A 16293-nucleotide genomic window follows, 5' to 3' on the forward strand; every position below is an offset into this window, starting at 1 on the left:
CTGAATTTGGAATATCGCCGTGCCTGACTGCATCCTGAACACCCCGATCAAGCTGGGGAATCACCGCTTGAACAACCGTGTCGTACTGCCGCCGCTGACCCGCCAGCGCAGCGCCCAGCCGGGTAATATCGCCACCGACCTGATGGCCGAGTATTACCGTCAACGGGCCAGTGCCGGGTTCATGGTCAGCGAGGGGACGCAGATCGAACCCCGGGGCCAGGGCTACGCGTGGACGCCGGGCATTCATACACCGGCGCAAATCCAGGGTTGGCGCAAAGTCACCGCAGCGGTGCATGACGAGGGCGGTGTGATCTTCGCCCAGCTATGGCATGTGGGGCGGGTGTCCCATCACGCGCTGCAACCTGACGGTGGTGCACCGGTGGGGCCGTCTGCACTGGCGGCGTTGCAAGCCAAAGCCTTCATTGAAACCGGGCCTGGTGTGGGTGAACTGGTGCAGCCACCGGTACCCCGCGCCTTGACCGCGCTGGAAATCGAAGAGCTGGTGGGGCACTACGCCCAGGCTGCACGCAATGCCCTGGACGCCGGGTTCGACGGTGTGGAAATCCACGCGGCCAACGGCTACCTGGTCAACCAGTTCATCTCGGCCCATTCCAACCTGCGTGAGGATGAGTACGGCGGCTCGCTGGACAATCGCCTGCGCTTGCTGCGCGAGATTGTCGAAGCGGTGTGCAAGGTGGTGGGGCCGGAGCGCCTGGGCGTGCGCTTTTCGCCGCTGTTCAGTGGCACCGACCAGGACCGGGTCTACATCGGCCTGGTGGAAGAAGACCCGCACCTTACCTATATCGAAGCGATCAAAGTGCTGGAAGCGTCGGGCATCGCCTATGTGTCCATCGCCGAAGCCGACTGGGACAACGCGCCCGACCTGCCCGAGACTTTCCGCCAGGCCGTGCGCCGCACCTTCAGCGGCAGGATCATCTACGCCGGCCGCTACACCGCCGAGCGCGGCGCACGGCTGGTAGAGGCCGGGTTGGCGGACCTGATCGCCTTTGGACGGCCCTTCATTGCCAACCCGGACTTGCCCCAGCGGCTGTTCAATGGCTGGCCATTGAATGCGTTGAAGGCCGAAGGCTTGTATGGCGGGACAGAGGCGGGGTATGTGGACTATCCGGTGTATGCCCAACAGCCGTGATAGCCCATGATGGCCTGTGTTTTATCCAGTGTGAGGAGGCTTGCCCTAACGCCGGTCAGTTAAACGAACGCTATGCTCGAAGCAATGAAGATCAAATGTGGGAGCTGGCTTGCCTGCGAAAGCGGTCGTGCAGTAACAGATACAGTGACTGACACACCACCTTCGCGAGCAAGTCGAATCGCCTCACTTCACCCGCAACACAATCTTGCCGATATGGTCTCCACCTTCCATCCGCGCATGGGCCTGGGCGGCGTCGGTGTAGGCGTAGACCTGGTCGATCATCGGTAGGCAGCGCCCGGCACTGAGTACCGGCCACACGTGTTCGCGCAGTTGCTGGGCAATCTCGGCCTTTTCTTCCCGGGTGCGGGCGCGCAGCAGTGAGCCGGTGATCACCGCGCGTTTGCCGAGGATGGTCAGCAGGTCGACGTCGTTGGCCTTGCCGCCACCGAGGAAGCCGAGGATCACCAGGTGGCCGTCCATGCCCAGGGCCTTGAGGTTATTGTTCAGGTACGAGGCGCCCATGATATCGAGGATCACGTTGACGCCTTTGCCGTCGGTCTGTTTGGCGATGACCTCGGCAAAGTCCTGTTCGCGGTAGTTGATCGGCTCGGCACCGAGCTTGGCAATCGCCGCGCATTTGTCGGCGCTGCCCGCCGTGGCGAATGCCTGGATGCCGAACTCCTGGCAGAGCATCAACGCGGTGGTACCGATGCCACTGGTGCCGCCGTGGATCAATGCGCGCTGGCCCTTATGGGCACCGCCGAGGCCGAACAGGTTGGCCCAGACCGTGAAGAACGTTTCCGGCACGGCAGCGGCCTGAATCCAGTCCATGCCCGCAGGGATCGGCAGCGCCTGGCTGGCCGGCACCGCGCAATACTGCGCATAGCCGCCGCCATTGGTCAGGGCGCAAACCTTGTCGCCCACGCTGTATTCGTTCACGCCAGTGCCCAGCGCCACCACTTCACCGGCCACTTCCAACCCCGGAATCGGGCTCATGCCGGGCTTCATCGGGTATTTGCCCGCGCGCTGCAAGGCGTCTGGGCGGTTGACCCCGGCGGCGTGCACGCGAATCAGAATCTCGCCTGGCCCGGCCACTGGCACGTCGGCGCTGCGCGGCTGCAAGACCTCGGGCCCGCCAGGGGTGGTGATTTCGATCAGGGTCATTTCTTGGGGAAGCGTCATGGAAAAATTCCTGTAGCGATGAGCGTATGGGTTGGGACCGTAGCGCGGGGTCGGCAGTTCAGCAAGATCATGCCGGGTTCTTTGGGCAATGCAAACGCAGGATTTCAGCACAAGCCTGCAAGTGCGGCGACGCGACGTTGGACACACTGACTGCCGGTCATTTTCGACGCAAACAGGTGGCATATGAACCAAGCAAGAAATCAGGATATCGGGCTGTTGTTTCTGCGGGTCAGCGGGGCGTTGTTCCTGCTGTGGGTGCATGGGTTGCCCAAGTTGTTCCACTACAGCGAGCAATTGAAGCTGATCGAGGACCCGTTTCACCTGGGCGCCCATGTCACGTTGCTGCTGGCGATCTTTGCCGAGGTGCTGTGCCCGCTGCTGATCATCGCGGGCGTGCTGGTGCGCCTGGCGTGCCTGCCGATCCTGGCGGTGCTGGTCATCGCGTTGCTGGTGGTGCACCCGGAGTGGACGCTGTTCGAAGGTCAGTTCGGCTGGCTGCTGTTGATCATCTTTACCAGCATCCTCATTGCCGGGCCGGGCCGGCTGGTATTGGCTCAGCGCTTTGCTTGAACAAAAAAAGGCCGGGCGAGCCCGGCCAAACAAGGAGAGGATGTTTCAAGGTTCAGCGGTTCAGGAACCCCAGCAGGTCTTCATTGAGCTGTTGAGCGTGGGTCACGGCAAACCCGTGCGGCGCATCCTTGTACACTTTCAGTTGTGCGCCCTCGATCATCTGCGCCGCGACTTTGCCGGTGGTGTCGAACGGCACGATCTGGTCGCCGTCGCCATGGATCACCAGGGTCGGTACGTCGATCTTGGCCATGTCCGGGCGGAAGTCGGTTTGCGAGAACGCGGTGACGCAATCCACGGTCGACTTGAGCGAGGCAAGCATGGCGATCTGCAGGGTCTGGCTGAGCACACCCTCTGAAACGTGCTGGCCTTTATTGAGACCGAAGAACGGCGTGTTGAAGTCGCTGATGAACTGCGCACGATCCTTCAACAGGCCTGCCTTGATGCCATCGAACACCTCACCAGGCACGCCTTGGGGGTAGTCGGCTTGCTGGCCGAAGATCGGCGTGACCGCGCCCAACAACACCAGGCCGGCGACACGGGCACTGCCGTGGCGGGCGATGTAGCGCGCCACGTCACCGCCACCCATGGAGAAGCCCACCAGGGTCACGTCCTGCAGGTCCAGGTGTTCGATCAACTGGGCGATATCGTCAGCGAAGGTGTCGTAGTCGTTACCGGTCCAGGGCTGGTCCGAGCGGCCAAAACCACGACGGTCAAAGGCAATGGTGCGAAAGCCACGGCTGCTCAGGTATTCCATCTGGTATTCCCACATGTCCGCATCCAGCGGCCAGCCGTGGCTGAACAGCACGGGCTTACCGCTGCCCCAGTCCTTGAAGTAGATCTGGGTACCGTCTTTGGCAACGAATGTGCTCATCTGAAACTCCTTGCAGGGCTGAAAAGGGGCGGTGAAAAAACCGCATCACTATTGCCGTAAACCTGAGCCGAGGCTTGTATGGGTGTGCTTGTCTCACCAACTGAACTTGAGCTCCATGCCCAGGTAATTGCTGTCGTGTCCACCGGCATCACGCAGGGTCTGGCCGACCGCGTAGTGCACGGCCTCGACCGCACCGCTGAGGTTGGGCGTAAAGGCGTAGTCGGTGCGCAGTTGACCGTAGGCGCCGGTCCAGCGCTCACCTTGGCCCGCCGTGCCAGCCACGGGCAGGTTGGGCTGGGTGTAGACGGCGTCTGCGGTGGTCTGCCGCCACAGCAGGCCGACGGCGGTTTGCACGCTGAGCTTGGCGAGGGGCTTGACGGTAATCGACGGCTTGACGTGGATCAGGTTGCTGTAGCCGGTATAGCCCGCCAGGGAAAAGTAATAGCCATTGGGGAACAGCGGGTTGAAGGTGCCGACCCGGCCGTCACCGGCCTGGCGGTCACCGGAAGCGATATCCAGTTGCAGGCCGATACGCGGCTTCCAGGCCAGCGTGTCAAAGGTGTAGCCGGTGCGGCTGCCACCGGCCCAGGCGCGAATCGTCTTGCTACCCACCGAGCCCCGTTGCAGCATGGCTTCGACGTCCCAGTCGAAACCCTGGGCTGCGCCACCGAGGCGGGCGTCCAGCAACTGGCGCGTCTCTTCGCCGTCGGCGTCCAGGTAATGAGCGGCGCTGCGCTCGTACACGCCGTAATAGGCCGACAGCTCATTGGTGCCGCCCACCAGCCGCTCGACCCGCAGCATGTGGAAGCGCGCGTCGCTGTTGGACTTGTCGTCGAAATGCCGGCCATCCTGATACTGCACCGGTTGGCTGGCGATCCCGATAAAGCGCCATTGCGGCGTTTCCCAGTCCGCCCACAACGCATCGAAGGACTGCCGCACATTCGGGCCGTCCCGTGACGAGATGAAGCGCTGCAAGTCGAAGGCGAAATCCTGGCGGCCAGCCCGTGCCTTGAAGGTGCCGGCGCTGAAGGTCTTCACGTATTCGGCAAAGGCCAGGCGCAGGTCGACGCGGTTCTGGTCGGCACCGCCAATCGTGGTCTTGTCATAGGCCCGCACATCTTCCAGCTGGGTGAACAGCCGCCAGTGTTCGTTCAGGTGCAAGTCGGCGTGCACCTGAAAGCGCTGGATCAGGTAGCGGTCACGCGGTACATCCCGCACGCCGAACCCGCTGGCGTCGTTCATCTCGAAGCGTTCACGCAAGGTTGCGCCCAACGACAAGTAGGTGAACGGGTTGGCGGCGGACAGTGGGATGTACTTGAGGTTGTCCAGCGGTTGCGTGCGCAACGCCGGGTCCTTGAGCACAGACCAGTCCTCCTGCCAGCGGTTGGCCTTGATCACCGGGCGTACCGGCGGGTCGTCGGCCTGCACGCTGCCGGTAAGCAACGGCCACAGCACCCCCAGGCTCCAGCCTGCGTGACGAATCATTTTGCCGCGCTGAGTTGGTGGATTTCTGCGACATAACCGCCGGGGAACTCCACCAACGCACTGCGCCGACCTTTGCTGTCGAACGCCGGCACCAGCACGGTGGCACCAGACCCGGTGGCCTTGCCCAGGGTGGCGGCGAGGTCGCTGACCTGATAACCGGTGGTGTCGTGGCCGAACGGGTAGGGCAGTTGGCCGTTGGTGACCAGCACCGCCATGCGCCCGAACGGCGATTCGATATCCACGCGGCGGTAGTGGCCGCCGGCCTGGCCGACATCAACCCCTGGGGCGTGCTTGTCGTCGCTCACTACCTTGCCGTGGGAGAAACCCAGGAACGCCTTGATAAACCGCTCGGCGCTGTCGTGAGACACATACACACGGTTTTCCGGCACGGTGTCGAAGGCGGTGTAATCCGGGGTCTTGGTGTGCCAGTAGAGCTGCATGTTCACACCACCCGGCCACTGCACCACGGCATCACGGCCGATGGGGTCGGGGAAATCGCTGACGATCACATCGGCGCCATTTTCCCGCGCGGCCTTGAGGGCCACGTCCATGTCCTTGACCAGATAGCCGTTGCGTTCCTGGCCGAACGGGTGGGGTACGGGGGTGGTAAAGCCGAACAACGACACGGTGCCCGCCGGGGTCTGGAGCAATTGCGAGGTGGTGCTGCTCGGCACCGGCAGCACATTGACCACGACCTGGGGCGTGCTTTTGCCGCCGAAGGTGGCGAGGAAACTCTGGGCAAAACGGTCCACATCGGCCGGTGCCACATACACATGGCTGGTGTCGTATTGCGGCGCCACGGCCACGCTTGGGGTGGCGGCGAACGCGCTGTTCATCATCGCGCTTGCCAGCAGCGTCAATGCCAGCGATACCTTGGTTGTTGTGTTACCCATGCCCGTTCTCCAGCGCTTCTGAGGGTTCGAAAGCCGTGAGGTTAGGGGGGCAGGGCGGTGGGGAATTGTATGGACGTGCTCGGTTGAACGTTTCAGCTACCTGACGCCCCTCAATTTAAATGTGGGAGCTGGCTTGCCTGCGATGACGGCGTGTCAGTCACTGCATCTATGACTGCACGACCGCTTTCGCAGGCAAGCCAGCTCCCACATTTGATCTTCGCTGCTTTGGGCATTGCGGTCAGGCCACCATGATGATCTTCGATACCAATTCCACCACCGTCTTGGCCTGCAGTTTCTTCATCAACCGCGCCCGGTGCACCTCAACGGTGCGGTGGGAGATCGCCAGGCGCAGGGCGATTTCCTTGGATTTGAAGCCGTTGACGATGTGCATGGCAATTTCCCGCTCACGGGGCGTGAGGTCGCCGGTGCCCTGGTGCATGCGGTCCAGGCGTTCGAAGTGCCAGATCATCAGTTTGAATGGGTCTTTGGGGGTGAGGGTGTAACCGTGGGACTTGGCCCAGAACACTTCGCCGTTGTGGTGCTGCATGAAGCGTTCATCGGAATAAAAGCCGTTGTCGCTGTCGAGCAGCCAGTCATGGCTGCGCTTGCCGATGGCGTGGTAGTCGGCCTGGGACGGGTAGATCAGCAGGGTCAGTTGGTTGACCAGTGCATCGCGCGTATAGCCGAACAGCTTCAGAAAAGCGTCGTTGCAGTCGAGAATCACGCGGTCGCTGGTGACGATCTGCGGGGCAGGGGACAGCTTGAACGCCAGGCGTTCGAGGTCGGGAAATTGCTGGGCTAGCGCGGTCATGGGGCATCCTGCCTCGTTGTTCAATGCCCTGGGGCGCTACTTACCCGTGTAAGTAGTTACACGAATTGGCGCACGATCAGGGGTGGGTCATTGTAAGTAAAGTCCGAATCAAGAACAGAAGAAATTGATTATGCCTGCTGATTGCGTCTCCATTGTTGCCGCTGGTCACTCCCGCTTTGGTCGCCTGGAAGGCACGACGCTGGAAGACCTGATCGTCCAGGTGACCCGGGAAGCCCTGAGCGACGCCGAGATTGACGCGTCGCAAATCGATGCGTTGTTCCTCGGTCATTTCAACTCGGGGCTGGTGCCCGACGGGTTTGCCGCCTCATTGCTATTGCAAGCCGACCCCGGTCTGCGCTTCAAACCTGCCACCCGCTGTGAAAACGCCTGTGCGTCCGGCTCGGCAGCGATCCAGGCGGGGGTCAATGCGATTCTCTCCGGCAGCGCCGAGCTGGTATTGGTAGTGGGCGCCGAGAAGATGACCCACACCAGCACCGCCGCAGTCACCCAAGCCTTGGCCGGGGCCGGTTACCAGAACGACCCGGCCGAAGCCGGCCTGAGTTTCCCGCAGTTGTTCGGCCGCGCCGCCCGCCAATACGCCGAGCGTTACCACTGCCCGCTGGGCTCGATGGCGGCCATCGCCACCAAAAACCACTCCAATGCCATGGCCAACCCCTTGGCGCAGATGCATCGGGAGATGAATTTCGAGCACTGCAACAACGTCTCCCAAAGCAACCCGTTCGTGGCCGAGTCCCTGCGCCTGACCGATTGCTCGTTGATCAGCGATGGCGCCGCCGCCATCATCCTCGCCTCGCCCAAACGTGCGCGTGCGTTTCGTCGCGAGGTGCAGATACGTGCAATGACCCAGGTCAACGACACGCTGCCCATCGCCCAACGCGACATCCTCGCCTTCGAGGGCCCGCAGCGGGCGATTCATTCAGCATTGCGCGGCGCAAATGTGACCCTGGCCGACCTGAGCTTCGCCGAGGTGCACGACTGCTTCACCATTGCCGAGTTGCTGATCTACGAAGCCATGGGTCTGGCGCCCAAGGGCGAAGGCCATCGCGTGCTCGACAGCGGCGTGGTGCGCGCCGGCGGGCGCTTGCCGGTGAACCTTTCCGGCGGGCTCAAGGCCAAGGGGCACCCCGTCGGTGCCACGGGGGTGTCCATGCATGCCTTGGCGTTCCGGCAATTGACCGGCGAACCGATTGGCCTGGCGGTGCCCAACCCGGAGTTTGGCCTGGTTTTCAATATGGGCGGCATGGCGGTGGCCAACTACGCCTCGGTCCTGCAGGCACGCCGGAGCTGAGCCATGAACATTGCCAACTGGCTGCACGACACCCAGCGCCGGGCCCCGCAACGCCCGGCCTTGTTCGACGGCAGCGTGCAAGTGGCCGATTACGCCACCTTCGCCGCCCACGTGCGCCAACGCGCCGCGCACCTGGTGGAGCAGCATGGCCTGGTGCCGGGAGACGCGGTGGCGCTGCTGATGAAAAACAGCTGCGACTACCTGGAACTGCTCTACGCCATCTGGTGGATGGGCGGGGTGGCGGTGCCGATCAACGCCAAGCTGCACCCCAGCGAAGCGGCGTGGATTACCGATAATGCCGAGGCGCGGCTGATCTTTACCGACGGCGGCCAGGTATTTTCATCGCGGGATTTGCCCGCGCATTGCACGGAACTGGACGGCCACCCGCTGCCGCCCAGCCATGGTTGGCCCGGCCTGGAGCAGCCGGTGCCCCGCCAGGATCACGACCTCGCCTGGCTGTTCTACACCTCCGGCACCACCGGGCGCTCCAAGGGCGTGATGCTGTCCCACGGCAACCTGATCGCCATGTCGCTGTGTTACGCCACGGATGTCGATCAAGTGAACGCCGACGATGCGGCGCTGTATGCCGCGCCCATGTCCCACGGCGCCGGCCTGTACAACTTCATCCATGTGCGCTGCGGCGCCCGCCATGTGGTGCCGGCCTCCCATGGCTTCGATGCCGCCGAGCTGTTCGGGCTGGCCGAGCACATGGGCGATGTGTCGTTGTTTGCTGCGCCGACCATGGTCAAGCGCATGGTCGAGCAGGCGCGGCGCCAGGATTATCACGGCGCCGGCATCAAGACCATCGTCTACGGCGGCGGCCCCATGTACCTGGCCGACCTGCGCGAAGCAGTCGACACCTTCGGCCCGCGCCTGGTGCAGATCTACGGCCAGGGCGAGAGCCCGATGACCATCAGCGTCTTGCCACGCGCCTTGATCGCCGAGCGCCAGCGTCCCGACTGGGCCACCTTGGCCGCCTCGGTGGGCCACGCGCAAGCCTGTGTCGAGATCCGCATTCTTGATGCCGAGCACCAGCCACTGCCCACCGGCGAGCGCGGTGAAATCGCGGTGCGTGGCGCCACGGTGATGCAAGGCTATTGGCGCAACCCGCAGGCCACGCGCCAGACGCTGGTGGACGGCTGGCTGCTGACCGGCGACATCGGCTACCTCGACCCGGCCGGCTACCTGACCCTGACGGATCGCTCCAAGGACGTGATCATCAGTGGCGGCAGCAACGTGTACCCGCGTGAAGTCGAGGAAGTGCTGGCCCAGCATCCCGAGGTGTTCGAAGTGTGCGTGGTGGGCGAGCCGGACGCGCAATGGGGTGAGTCGGTGGTGGCCTTTGTCGTGACGCGCAGCGGCCAGCCGCTGGACGAAAGCGAGCTGACGGCCTGGTTCCTGGCGCGCATGGCCTCGTTCAAAAAGCCGAAAAAATATGTGTGGCGCAGCGATTTGCCGAAGAACAGCTACGGCAAGATTCTCAAGACCGACTTGCGGCATTGGCTGCAAACCGCGAGTATCGCCGCGCTTTAACATGGATCGATAATCAGACAAGGAGTCCCCACGATGGGCAATCCCGCACAAGACACCGTCCGCAAGCGCCGCCGTGCGTTTCTGGGCGCCACCTCCGGCCACTTGATCGAGTGGTACGACTACGGCGTGTATGGCTTTCTCGCGGTCTATATCGGCCAGGCGTTCTTCGTCTCCGATGACCCCACCACCAGCCTGTTGGCCAGCTTTGCCGCGTTTGCACTGAGCTTCTTTATCCGCCCTCTGGGTGGGCTGTTCTTTGGCCCGCTGGCGGACAAGATCGGCCGGCGCAAAACCCTGATCATGGCGCTGGTGATGATGACCGGCTCCACGGTGATGCTGGGCCTGTTGCCGACCTACGCCAGCCTGGGCATCGCCGCACCGATCCTGTTGATTCTGGTGCGCTGCGTACAGGGCTTCTCGGCGGGCGGCGAAATCGGCACCGTCACCAGCTTTATCTCTGAATACGCCGGCCCCGGTCGCCGCGGCTTTGCCACCTGCTGGCTGATGGTTACCGCCGTACTCGGCCTGCTGCTCGGCGGCGCTGTGGCCAACGGCATGACCTGGGGGCTGGGCGCCGAGGTCATGCAGGAATGGGCCTGGCGCGTACCGTTCCTGATCGCCGCGCCCCTGGGCTTTATCTCCATGTACATCCGCCTCAAGCTCGAAGACAGCCCCGAGTTCCTGGCCCTGCAACGCGCCGGGCAAACGTCGCGGGCGCCGCTGCGCGAGGTCTGGCAGTGGAAGCGTGCGATTGCCCTAGTGTTCTTTATCATCACTTTGCACAGCTCGATTTTCTACCTGGTGCTGACCTTTGCCTCGACCTACATGGCCAAGATCCTCAAGTTCGACAGCGGCACCACCTTGCTGTACGTGTTTGTCGCCAGCTTCTCGGCGGCTTTCGTGATGCCATTTGGCGGGGCCTTTACCGATAAATACGGGCGCAAGCCGTTCCTGATGGTGATCGGCACCTTGGCGACCTTGGCGATGTTCTGGCTGTTCAAATCCGCCCCCACCGCCACCCCGGCGACCTTCTTCGCGCCGTTGATGGCGGTGGCGATTTTGTTCGGGCTGTACGCGTCGTCAACCTATGCGCTGATGAGTGAACTGCTGCCCACGCGCATTCGTTCCACCGGGATTGCGGTGGCCTATAACGTGCCGGTGGCGGTATTTGGCGGCAGCGCACCGTTGATTTCCACCTGGCTGATCAAGGTGACAGGCGACATTACCTCGCCGTGGTATTTCTACGTGGCGACCGGGGTGGTGTCGTTGCTGGCGTTGGTGGTGTTGCGCAAGGAGGATTTTGTCGCCAGCGGTCACTCCACGGCCGTGCCCGCCAGCGCTGCGTTGGCTTGAAGCACGAACACCCCGTAGGAGCGAGCTTGCCCGCGAAAAACTCATAGGCGCCGCGCTTATTCAGGCAGCACGCGTTATCGTTGAGGTTCTTCGCGAGCAAGAACTAGGCGTCCCCCTCGCTCCTACAGGTACAGAGAATTGCCATGCCGGCCACCCGCTTGACCCTGATCTGCCACGCCATCACGCCCCTGCAAAAGCAGGGGCGTTTCTCTGATGACGAGTCCGTCACGATGGACTGGCAGGGCGCGGCCTTGTCCCTGGCCGGCCGCTACAAACAACAGGCACGCCTGCTGTGCGGCCCCGAGGCCAGAACCTGCCAGAGCGCTGGCTTGTTCGGCGATAACGCCCAGGTCGACCCCGCCTTACGCGACCTTGATGTCGGCGCATGGAAAGGCCAGCGCATCGGCCAACTCGACAGCGCAACCTTGAACACCTGGGCCACCGACAGCGCCAGTGCAGTCCACGGCGGCGAGTCGGTGGGTCAGTTGTGCATTAGGGTTGGCCAATGGCTCAACTCCCTCGAAACCCACCCCGGCCATGTCATCGCCGTGACCCACCCGTTCGTCATCCGCGCGGCGATGCTGTCCGTCATGCAGTTGCCGAGCGCGATGTTCTACCGGATCGACGTCGAGCCATTGTCCGCCACCGAGCTACGCTTCAACGGCGTGTGGCGCCTGCGCCTGGAAACTTCCGCCTGATTCCCGGAACATGGCAAAATCAACGCCCCGCACTGAGAGCACCCCATGAAACGCATCCTGATCATCGGCATTGGCGCCGGCAACCCTGACTACATCACGATGCAGGCCGTGAAGGCGCTGAACCGTACCGACGTGTTCTTCCTGATGGACAAGGGCCAGAGCAAGGACAAGCTGATCGACCTGCGCCGGGAAATCTGCGACACCTACATCACCGAACCCGGCTACCGTTTTGTCGAGGCCGATTGCCCGGAGCGGGTGCGTGGTGAAATCGACTACACCACCGCCGTGCAAGACCTCAACCGCGATAAGCAGCAGACCTTCGAACGCATGATCAACGAAGAAATGGCCGACGGCGAAGTCGGGGCGTTTTTGGCCTGGGGCGACCCGGCGCTGTACGACAGCACCATTCGTATCTTGCAGGCGATTCTTGCCAGCGGTCGCTGTGTGTTCGAGTTTGAAGTGATCCCCGGTATCACCAGCGTGCAGGCCCTGGCGGCGCAGCATAAGGTGCCGCTCAACCGTATCGGCAAGTCCATCGAAATCACCACTGGGCGACGGCTGGCGGCGGGGCAGGCGAGTGATGCCGATACCCTGGTGGTGATGCTCGACGCCGAAGATTCCTACCGCAGCGTAGCGGATCAGGACCTGGATATTTACTGGGGCGCCTACCTGGGCACGCCGGACGAGATCCTAATCAGCGGTAAAGTGGCGCACGTGGCAGAAGAGATCGAACGGGTACGCAAGGCGGCGCGCCTGGAAAACGGCTGGATCATGGACACCTATTTGCTGCGCAAACCCTGAGGTAAACCCGATGCTCAAACAGCTTGCCCTCGCCTTGGCCCTGGTGGCCGGCGCCGCTCATGCCGACACCGGCTTGCACACCGACTTGCCGTTGTCCTACCTGGAACAGACCCAGGGCGATGCGCGCAACCAGCCGCTGGTGATCTTCCTGCATGGGTTTGGCAGCAACGAGGAAGATTTGTTTGGCATCAAGGACGCGTTACCGTCTACCTGGACCTACCTATCAGTGCGTGCGCCACTGTCGGTGGAGCCGCAGGGGTATCGTTGGTTTACCAAGACCGATGAGCCTGAGTACAACGGCGAGACCGATGAACTGTTCAGCAGCGCCCGGCTGATCAAGGACTTTGTGCTCAAGGCCACCGCCAAGTACCACACCCAAAGTGATCGGGTGTTCCTGGTGGGGTTCAGCCAGGGCGCGATCATGTCTTACGAGGTGGCTTTGCGTGAACCCGAGTGGGTGCGCGGTATCGCCGCACTCAGTGGCAGCGTGCTACCGGGGCTCAGGTCTGCGCTGAAACCGGATGCGTCCATGGGCAAGCTGGCGATCTTTATCGGCCATGGCACCTTGGACCAGGCGCTGCCCTTCAGCTCGGCCACGCAGGCGAACAAGGTGCTGACAGGGTTGGGGCTCAAGCCGGAGTTTCATGAGTACCCGGGGATGAATCACACCATCAGCGAAGCGGAAATCCAGGACTTAAAAGCCTGGCTTGAGAAAAGCCTGAAGTGAAATGCGGTTAAAAATGTGGCAGCTTGCCTGCGATAGCGGTGGCTCAGTAAAGATTGAGTGACTGACACACCGCCATCGCGGGCAAACCCGCTCCCACATGGGTTTTGTGTTGGCTGGAAGAGGGGGGTTACTTGCCGCCCGTAATCTGCTTCACCAGCTGCGCATGCCCCTTCACATCATCCGCCCGGGAAATGGCCTGAATCACCAGCAAATGGTTGCCCGAACCACCCAGGAATGTGGAGTTCAAGGTCTTGCCACCACCTTGGGTGGCGCTGCTGTCCACTTGGCGCAGGCCCAGGCCCTTGTAGGTGAGTTTCTTCTCGCCCAGTTTCTTGAAGTCAGGCAGCGCAGCGCTCTGGTCCTTGACGAAATCGGCCACGGCGCCGTCTAGGAACTGCGGGTCGTTATCCTGGATAGTTGCCCCATCGTTGCGCACGGTTTCGGCGACGATCACCACACTTTTCGTCGTTGAGTTAGCGTACAGGGTGCCTTGGGTGTCAGCGGTGCCGTCTTGCGCTGTGCCGGAGGGCAGGGTGTCGGCGCTGTAGGCCTTGGGCAGTTTGAAGGTGAACTTGCCACCCAAGGTGGAGATGGTCTGGGTGGTGGGCTTTGCAGCAGCGAATACGCTGCCGGCGGTGAGCGCGAGGGCCAGCAGCATTGCGGTCTTGGTGAACGTGGCCATGAAGCACTCCGGGGATGAACGAAATTGCGGCGTATTCTGTCAGAAAATTCGCAATCTCGTTCATCGGCCCCGTCACACTTTGTCGGAAGACTCTTCCTCAAGCCTGTCCATTTCAAACAGGCGCGCCAGTTCCGCACGGGCTTCCTGGGCGGTTTGCATGACCTTGGCCGCGTCGTCGTACACCGCGTGTTGGGCGGCGAGTACCTGCTGGTCGTGGGTCTTGAAGCGGTTGATGCGCGCATCGGCCTGGGCCTGGCTCAAACCGAGGCCGACCAGGGTACGGCGGCTCATTTCCAGGCTGGAGTAGAAGGTTTCGCGCACCGGTGAAGCGTCCAGGTCCACCAGGCGGTGTACGTGCTGGCGGTTACGCGCACGGGCGATGATCTTCATGTGCGGGTAGAGGTTGCGCACCAACTCGGCGGTCTTGATGTTGATCTCTGGGTCGTCCATGGCGATCACGAAGAATTCCGCCTGATCGACTTTGGCCGCGTGGAGGATTTCCGGGCGCTGGGGGTCGCCGTAGAACACCGGCATACCGCCGAAACTGCGGGTCAGCTCGATGGTTTCCACCGAGGTGTCGAGGGCGATGAACGAGATGTTCTGCGCGCGTAGGATGCGCGCCACGATCTGGCCCATACGGCCCATGCCGGCGATGACCACGCGGGGCGCATCGCTTTCGATGGCGCGGTATTCCTCGGGTACTTCCACCGGCTTGACCTTGGGCTTGAACAGCTTCGGGCACACCAGCAACAGCAGCGGGGTCACGGCCATGGACAGCGTGATGGTGAGCACCAGCACGTCGTACAGCTGCGGTTCGAACAGGCCCTGGTCGCGGCCGATCTTGAACACCACAAAGGCGAACTCACCCCCCGCCGCCAGCACCACGCCCAGGCGTAAAGCGCTCTCGCGGTTGAGGTCGCCCACCATTCGCCCGACGGCGTACAGCAGCGGCAGCTTCAAGCCGATCAGCAGCAGGGTCAGGCCGATCACCACCAGCGGTGTGCTGAGCAGCAGACTGAGGTTGGCGCCCATGCCCACGCTGATAAAAAACAGCCCCAGCAGCAGGCCCTTGAACGGCTCGATCTGGGATTCCAGTTCGTGGCGGTATTCCGAATCCGCCAGCAGCAGGCCGGCGAGGAAGGCCCCCAAGGCCATGGACACGCCCACCAACTCCATCAGCCAGGCGGTGCCGATCACCACCAGCAACGCGGTGGCGGTGGACACTTCGCGCAGGCCGGTCTTGGCGACAATGCGAAACACCGGGCGCAACAGGTAGCGCCCGCCGATGATCACCACGGCGATGCTGCCCAGGATCTGCAGCACATGTTGCAGGCCTTGGGCCTCGGTGGTCGGATGATCGCTGCCGGCCAGCAACGGCACCATGGCGATCAGCGGGATGGCGGCGATGTCCTGGAACAACAGGATGGCAAAGGCCAGGCGTCCGTGGGGTTGGTTGAGTTCCTTGCGTTCGGCCAGGCTTTGCAGGCCAAACGCCGTGGAGGATAGTGCCAAGCCAAGGCCCAGCACGATGGCGCTGTTCCACGACTGGCCAAACAGCCACAGCGCGACCGCGCCCATCACCACACCGGTGAGCAGGACCTGGGCCAGACCGACGCCGAACACCGCCTTGCGCATCACCCATAAACGTTTGGGCGACAGCTCCAGGCCGATGATGAACAGCAACAGCACCACGCCCAGTTCAGAGAACTGCGCCACGCTTTGCGGGTTGCCGATCAGGCCGAGAACAGACGGGCCGATGATCACACCGGCAAACAGATAGCCCAGCACCGCGCCCAATTGCAGGCGCTTGGCCAGGGGCACGGTCAGCACGGCGGCGAACAGGAACACCACGGCTGCTTGTAACAGGTTGCCTTCATGGGGCATTACGAACTCCAGCATTTGCATCGATCGACGGTAGGAGCGAGCTTGCTTGCGAAGAACGCAAGGGCACCGCGTTGTGTCTGGTTTGTCGCGTCATCGTTGAGGATTTTCGCGAGCAGGCTCGCTCCTACGGTGGGGAGGATAGGGCGCTATTAGAGCGCTTTTTCACATTTGGAAACTTGTATTTTTGACGCGACAGTCAATGGATGTTGGCGCTCATCCCATTCTTACACCGGTTTTACGAAAGTATTAATACCATTTAATTCAATGGCTTTCGCGCAGGTCTACTAACGTTTCGAAAAACTGAACCAGTAGTCACCACGGTCAGGTGTTTCGAATTCGATGCG

At 62.4% G+C, this 16293-nt stretch carries 15 protein-coding genes and 1 pseudogene; 8 read left to right on the top strand and 8 right to left on the bottom strand.

Annotation, left to right across the window (positions count from 1 at the left end; all coding sequences use genetic code 11):
• Window positions 1-19 precede the first annotated feature (19 nt).
• On the top strand, window positions 20-1150 hold the full coding sequence (locus AB4P90_RS12035) for an alkene reductase (RefSeq protein ID WP_333959359.1): 1131 nt from the start codon (window positions 20-22) through the stop codon (window positions 1148-1150).
• A gap of 183 nt (window positions 1151-1333) precedes the next feature.
• Here the strand turns inward: AB4P90_RS12035 and AB4P90_RS12040 are convergent, their stop codons facing one another.
• Window positions 1334-2332, bottom strand: coding sequence for an NAD(P)H-quinone oxidoreductase (locus tag AB4P90_RS12040; RefSeq protein WP_014718096.1), 999 nt, complete (start codon window positions 2330-2332; stop codon window positions 1334-1336).
• Between the two features lie 183 nt (window positions 2333-2515).
• Between AB4P90_RS12040 and AB4P90_RS12045 the strand changes: the two genes are divergently transcribed.
• A complete protein-coding gene (locus tag AB4P90_RS12045; protein WP_014718097.1) occupies window positions 2516-2902 on the top strand; it encodes a DoxX family protein in 387 nt (128 codons plus the stop codon).
• A 52-nt stretch (window positions 2903-2954) separates the two neighbouring features.
• On the opposite strand, the gene AB4P90_RS12050 is transcribed toward AB4P90_RS12045, so the two are convergent.
• From AB4P90_RS12050 to AB4P90_RS12065, 4 genes are all read right to left on the bottom strand, one after another.
• On the bottom strand, window positions 2955-3773 hold the full coding sequence (locus AB4P90_RS12050; RefSeq protein WP_014718098.1) for an alpha/beta fold hydrolase: 819 nt from the start codon (window positions 3771-3773) through the stop codon (window positions 2955-2957).
• A gap of 93 nt (window positions 3774-3866) precedes the next feature.
• Window positions 3867-5258: an alginate export family protein gene (locus AB4P90_RS12055; protein ID WP_395605914.1), complete on the bottom strand. Its 1392-nt coding sequence runs from the start codon at window positions 5256-5258 to the stop codon at window positions 3867-3869.
• The gene (locus AB4P90_RS12060) at window positions 5255-6151 is read right to left on the bottom strand and encodes a VOC family protein (RefSeq protein ID WP_395605915.1); all 897 of its coding nucleotides are present in this window, start codon (window positions 6149-6151) and stop codon (window positions 5255-5257) included. Before AB4P90_RS12060 ends, AB4P90_RS12055 begins: the two co-directional genes overlap by 4 nt.
• 238 nt (window positions 6152-6389) lie before the next feature.
• Window positions 6390-6962 carry a LuxR C-terminal-related transcriptional regulator gene (locus AB4P90_RS12065; protein ID WP_003190613.1) on the bottom strand — a complete coding sequence of 191 codons (573 nt, stop codon included), beginning with the start codon at window positions 6960-6962 and terminating at the stop codon, window positions 6390-6392.
• 130 nt (window positions 6963-7092) lie between these two features.
• Here AB4P90_RS12065 and AB4P90_RS12070 point away from each other — a divergent pair, with 130 nt between their 5' ends.
• The 6 genes from AB4P90_RS12070 (at window position 7093) to AB4P90_RS12095 (ending at window position 13383) form a co-directional block, all read left to right on the top strand.
• Window positions 7093-8271, top strand: coding sequence for an acetyl-CoA acetyltransferase (locus tag AB4P90_RS12070; protein WP_014718101.1), 1179 nt, complete (start codon window positions 7093-7095; stop codon window positions 8269-8271).
• 3 nt (window positions 8272-8274) lie between these two features.
• A complete protein-coding gene (locus AB4P90_RS12075) occupies window positions 8275-9804 on the top strand; it encodes a class I adenylate-forming enzyme family protein (RefSeq protein ID WP_032903457.1) in 1530 nt (509 codons plus the stop codon).
• A gap of 33 nt (window positions 9805-9837) precedes the next feature.
• On the top strand, window positions 9838-11157 hold the full coding sequence (locus tag AB4P90_RS12080) for an MFS transporter (RefSeq protein WP_014718103.1): 1320 nt from the start codon (window positions 9838-9840) through the stop codon (window positions 11155-11157).
• A 143-nt stretch (window positions 11158-11300) separates the two neighbouring features.
• Window positions 11301-11855 carry a histidine phosphatase family protein gene (locus tag AB4P90_RS12085; protein WP_014718104.1) on the top strand — a complete coding sequence of 185 codons (555 nt, stop codon included), beginning with the start codon at window positions 11301-11303 and terminating at the stop codon, window positions 11853-11855.
• 45 nt (window positions 11856-11900) lie between these two features.
• Window positions 11901-12656, top strand: a complete 756-nt coding sequence (cobF, locus tag AB4P90_RS12090) for a precorrin-6A synthase (deacetylating) (RefSeq protein WP_019817301.1) — start codon at window positions 11901-11903, stop codon at window positions 12654-12656.
• Window positions 12657-12666: 10 nt separating this feature from the next.
• On the top strand, window positions 12667-13383 hold the full coding sequence (locus tag AB4P90_RS12095; protein ID WP_395605916.1) for an alpha/beta hydrolase: 717 nt from the start codon (window positions 12667-12669) through the stop codon (window positions 13381-13383).
• 127 nt (window positions 13384-13510) lie between these two features.
• Here AB4P90_RS12095 and AB4P90_RS12100 read toward each other — a convergent pair whose 3' ends face one another.
• The 3 genes and pseudogenes from AB4P90_RS12100 to AB4P90_RS12110 form a co-directional block, all read right to left on the bottom strand.
• Window positions 13511-14065, bottom strand: a complete 555-nt coding sequence (locus AB4P90_RS12100) for a hypothetical protein (protein ID WP_014718107.1) — start codon at window positions 14063-14065, stop codon at window positions 13511-13513.
• A 72-nt stretch (window positions 14066-14137) separates the two neighbouring features.
• On the bottom strand, window positions 14138-15949 hold the full coding sequence (locus AB4P90_RS12105; RefSeq protein WP_019817299.1) for a monovalent cation:proton antiporter-2 (CPA2) family protein: 1812 nt from the start codon (window positions 15947-15949) through the stop codon (window positions 14138-14140).
• 26 nt (window positions 15950-15975) lie between these two features.
• Window positions 15976-16089: pseudogene (locus tag AB4P90_RS12110) on the bottom strand (outer membrane lipoprotein carrier protein LolA); the annotation flags it as partial.
• Between the last annotated feature and the right edge of the window lie 204 nt (window positions 16090-16293).

The sequence above is a fragment of the Pseudomonas sp. B16120 genome, from assembly GCF_044218845.1.
Taxonomy (GTDB): Bacteria; Pseudomonadota; Gammaproteobacteria; order Pseudomonadales; family Pseudomonadaceae; genus Aquipseudomonas; species Aquipseudomonas paracarnis.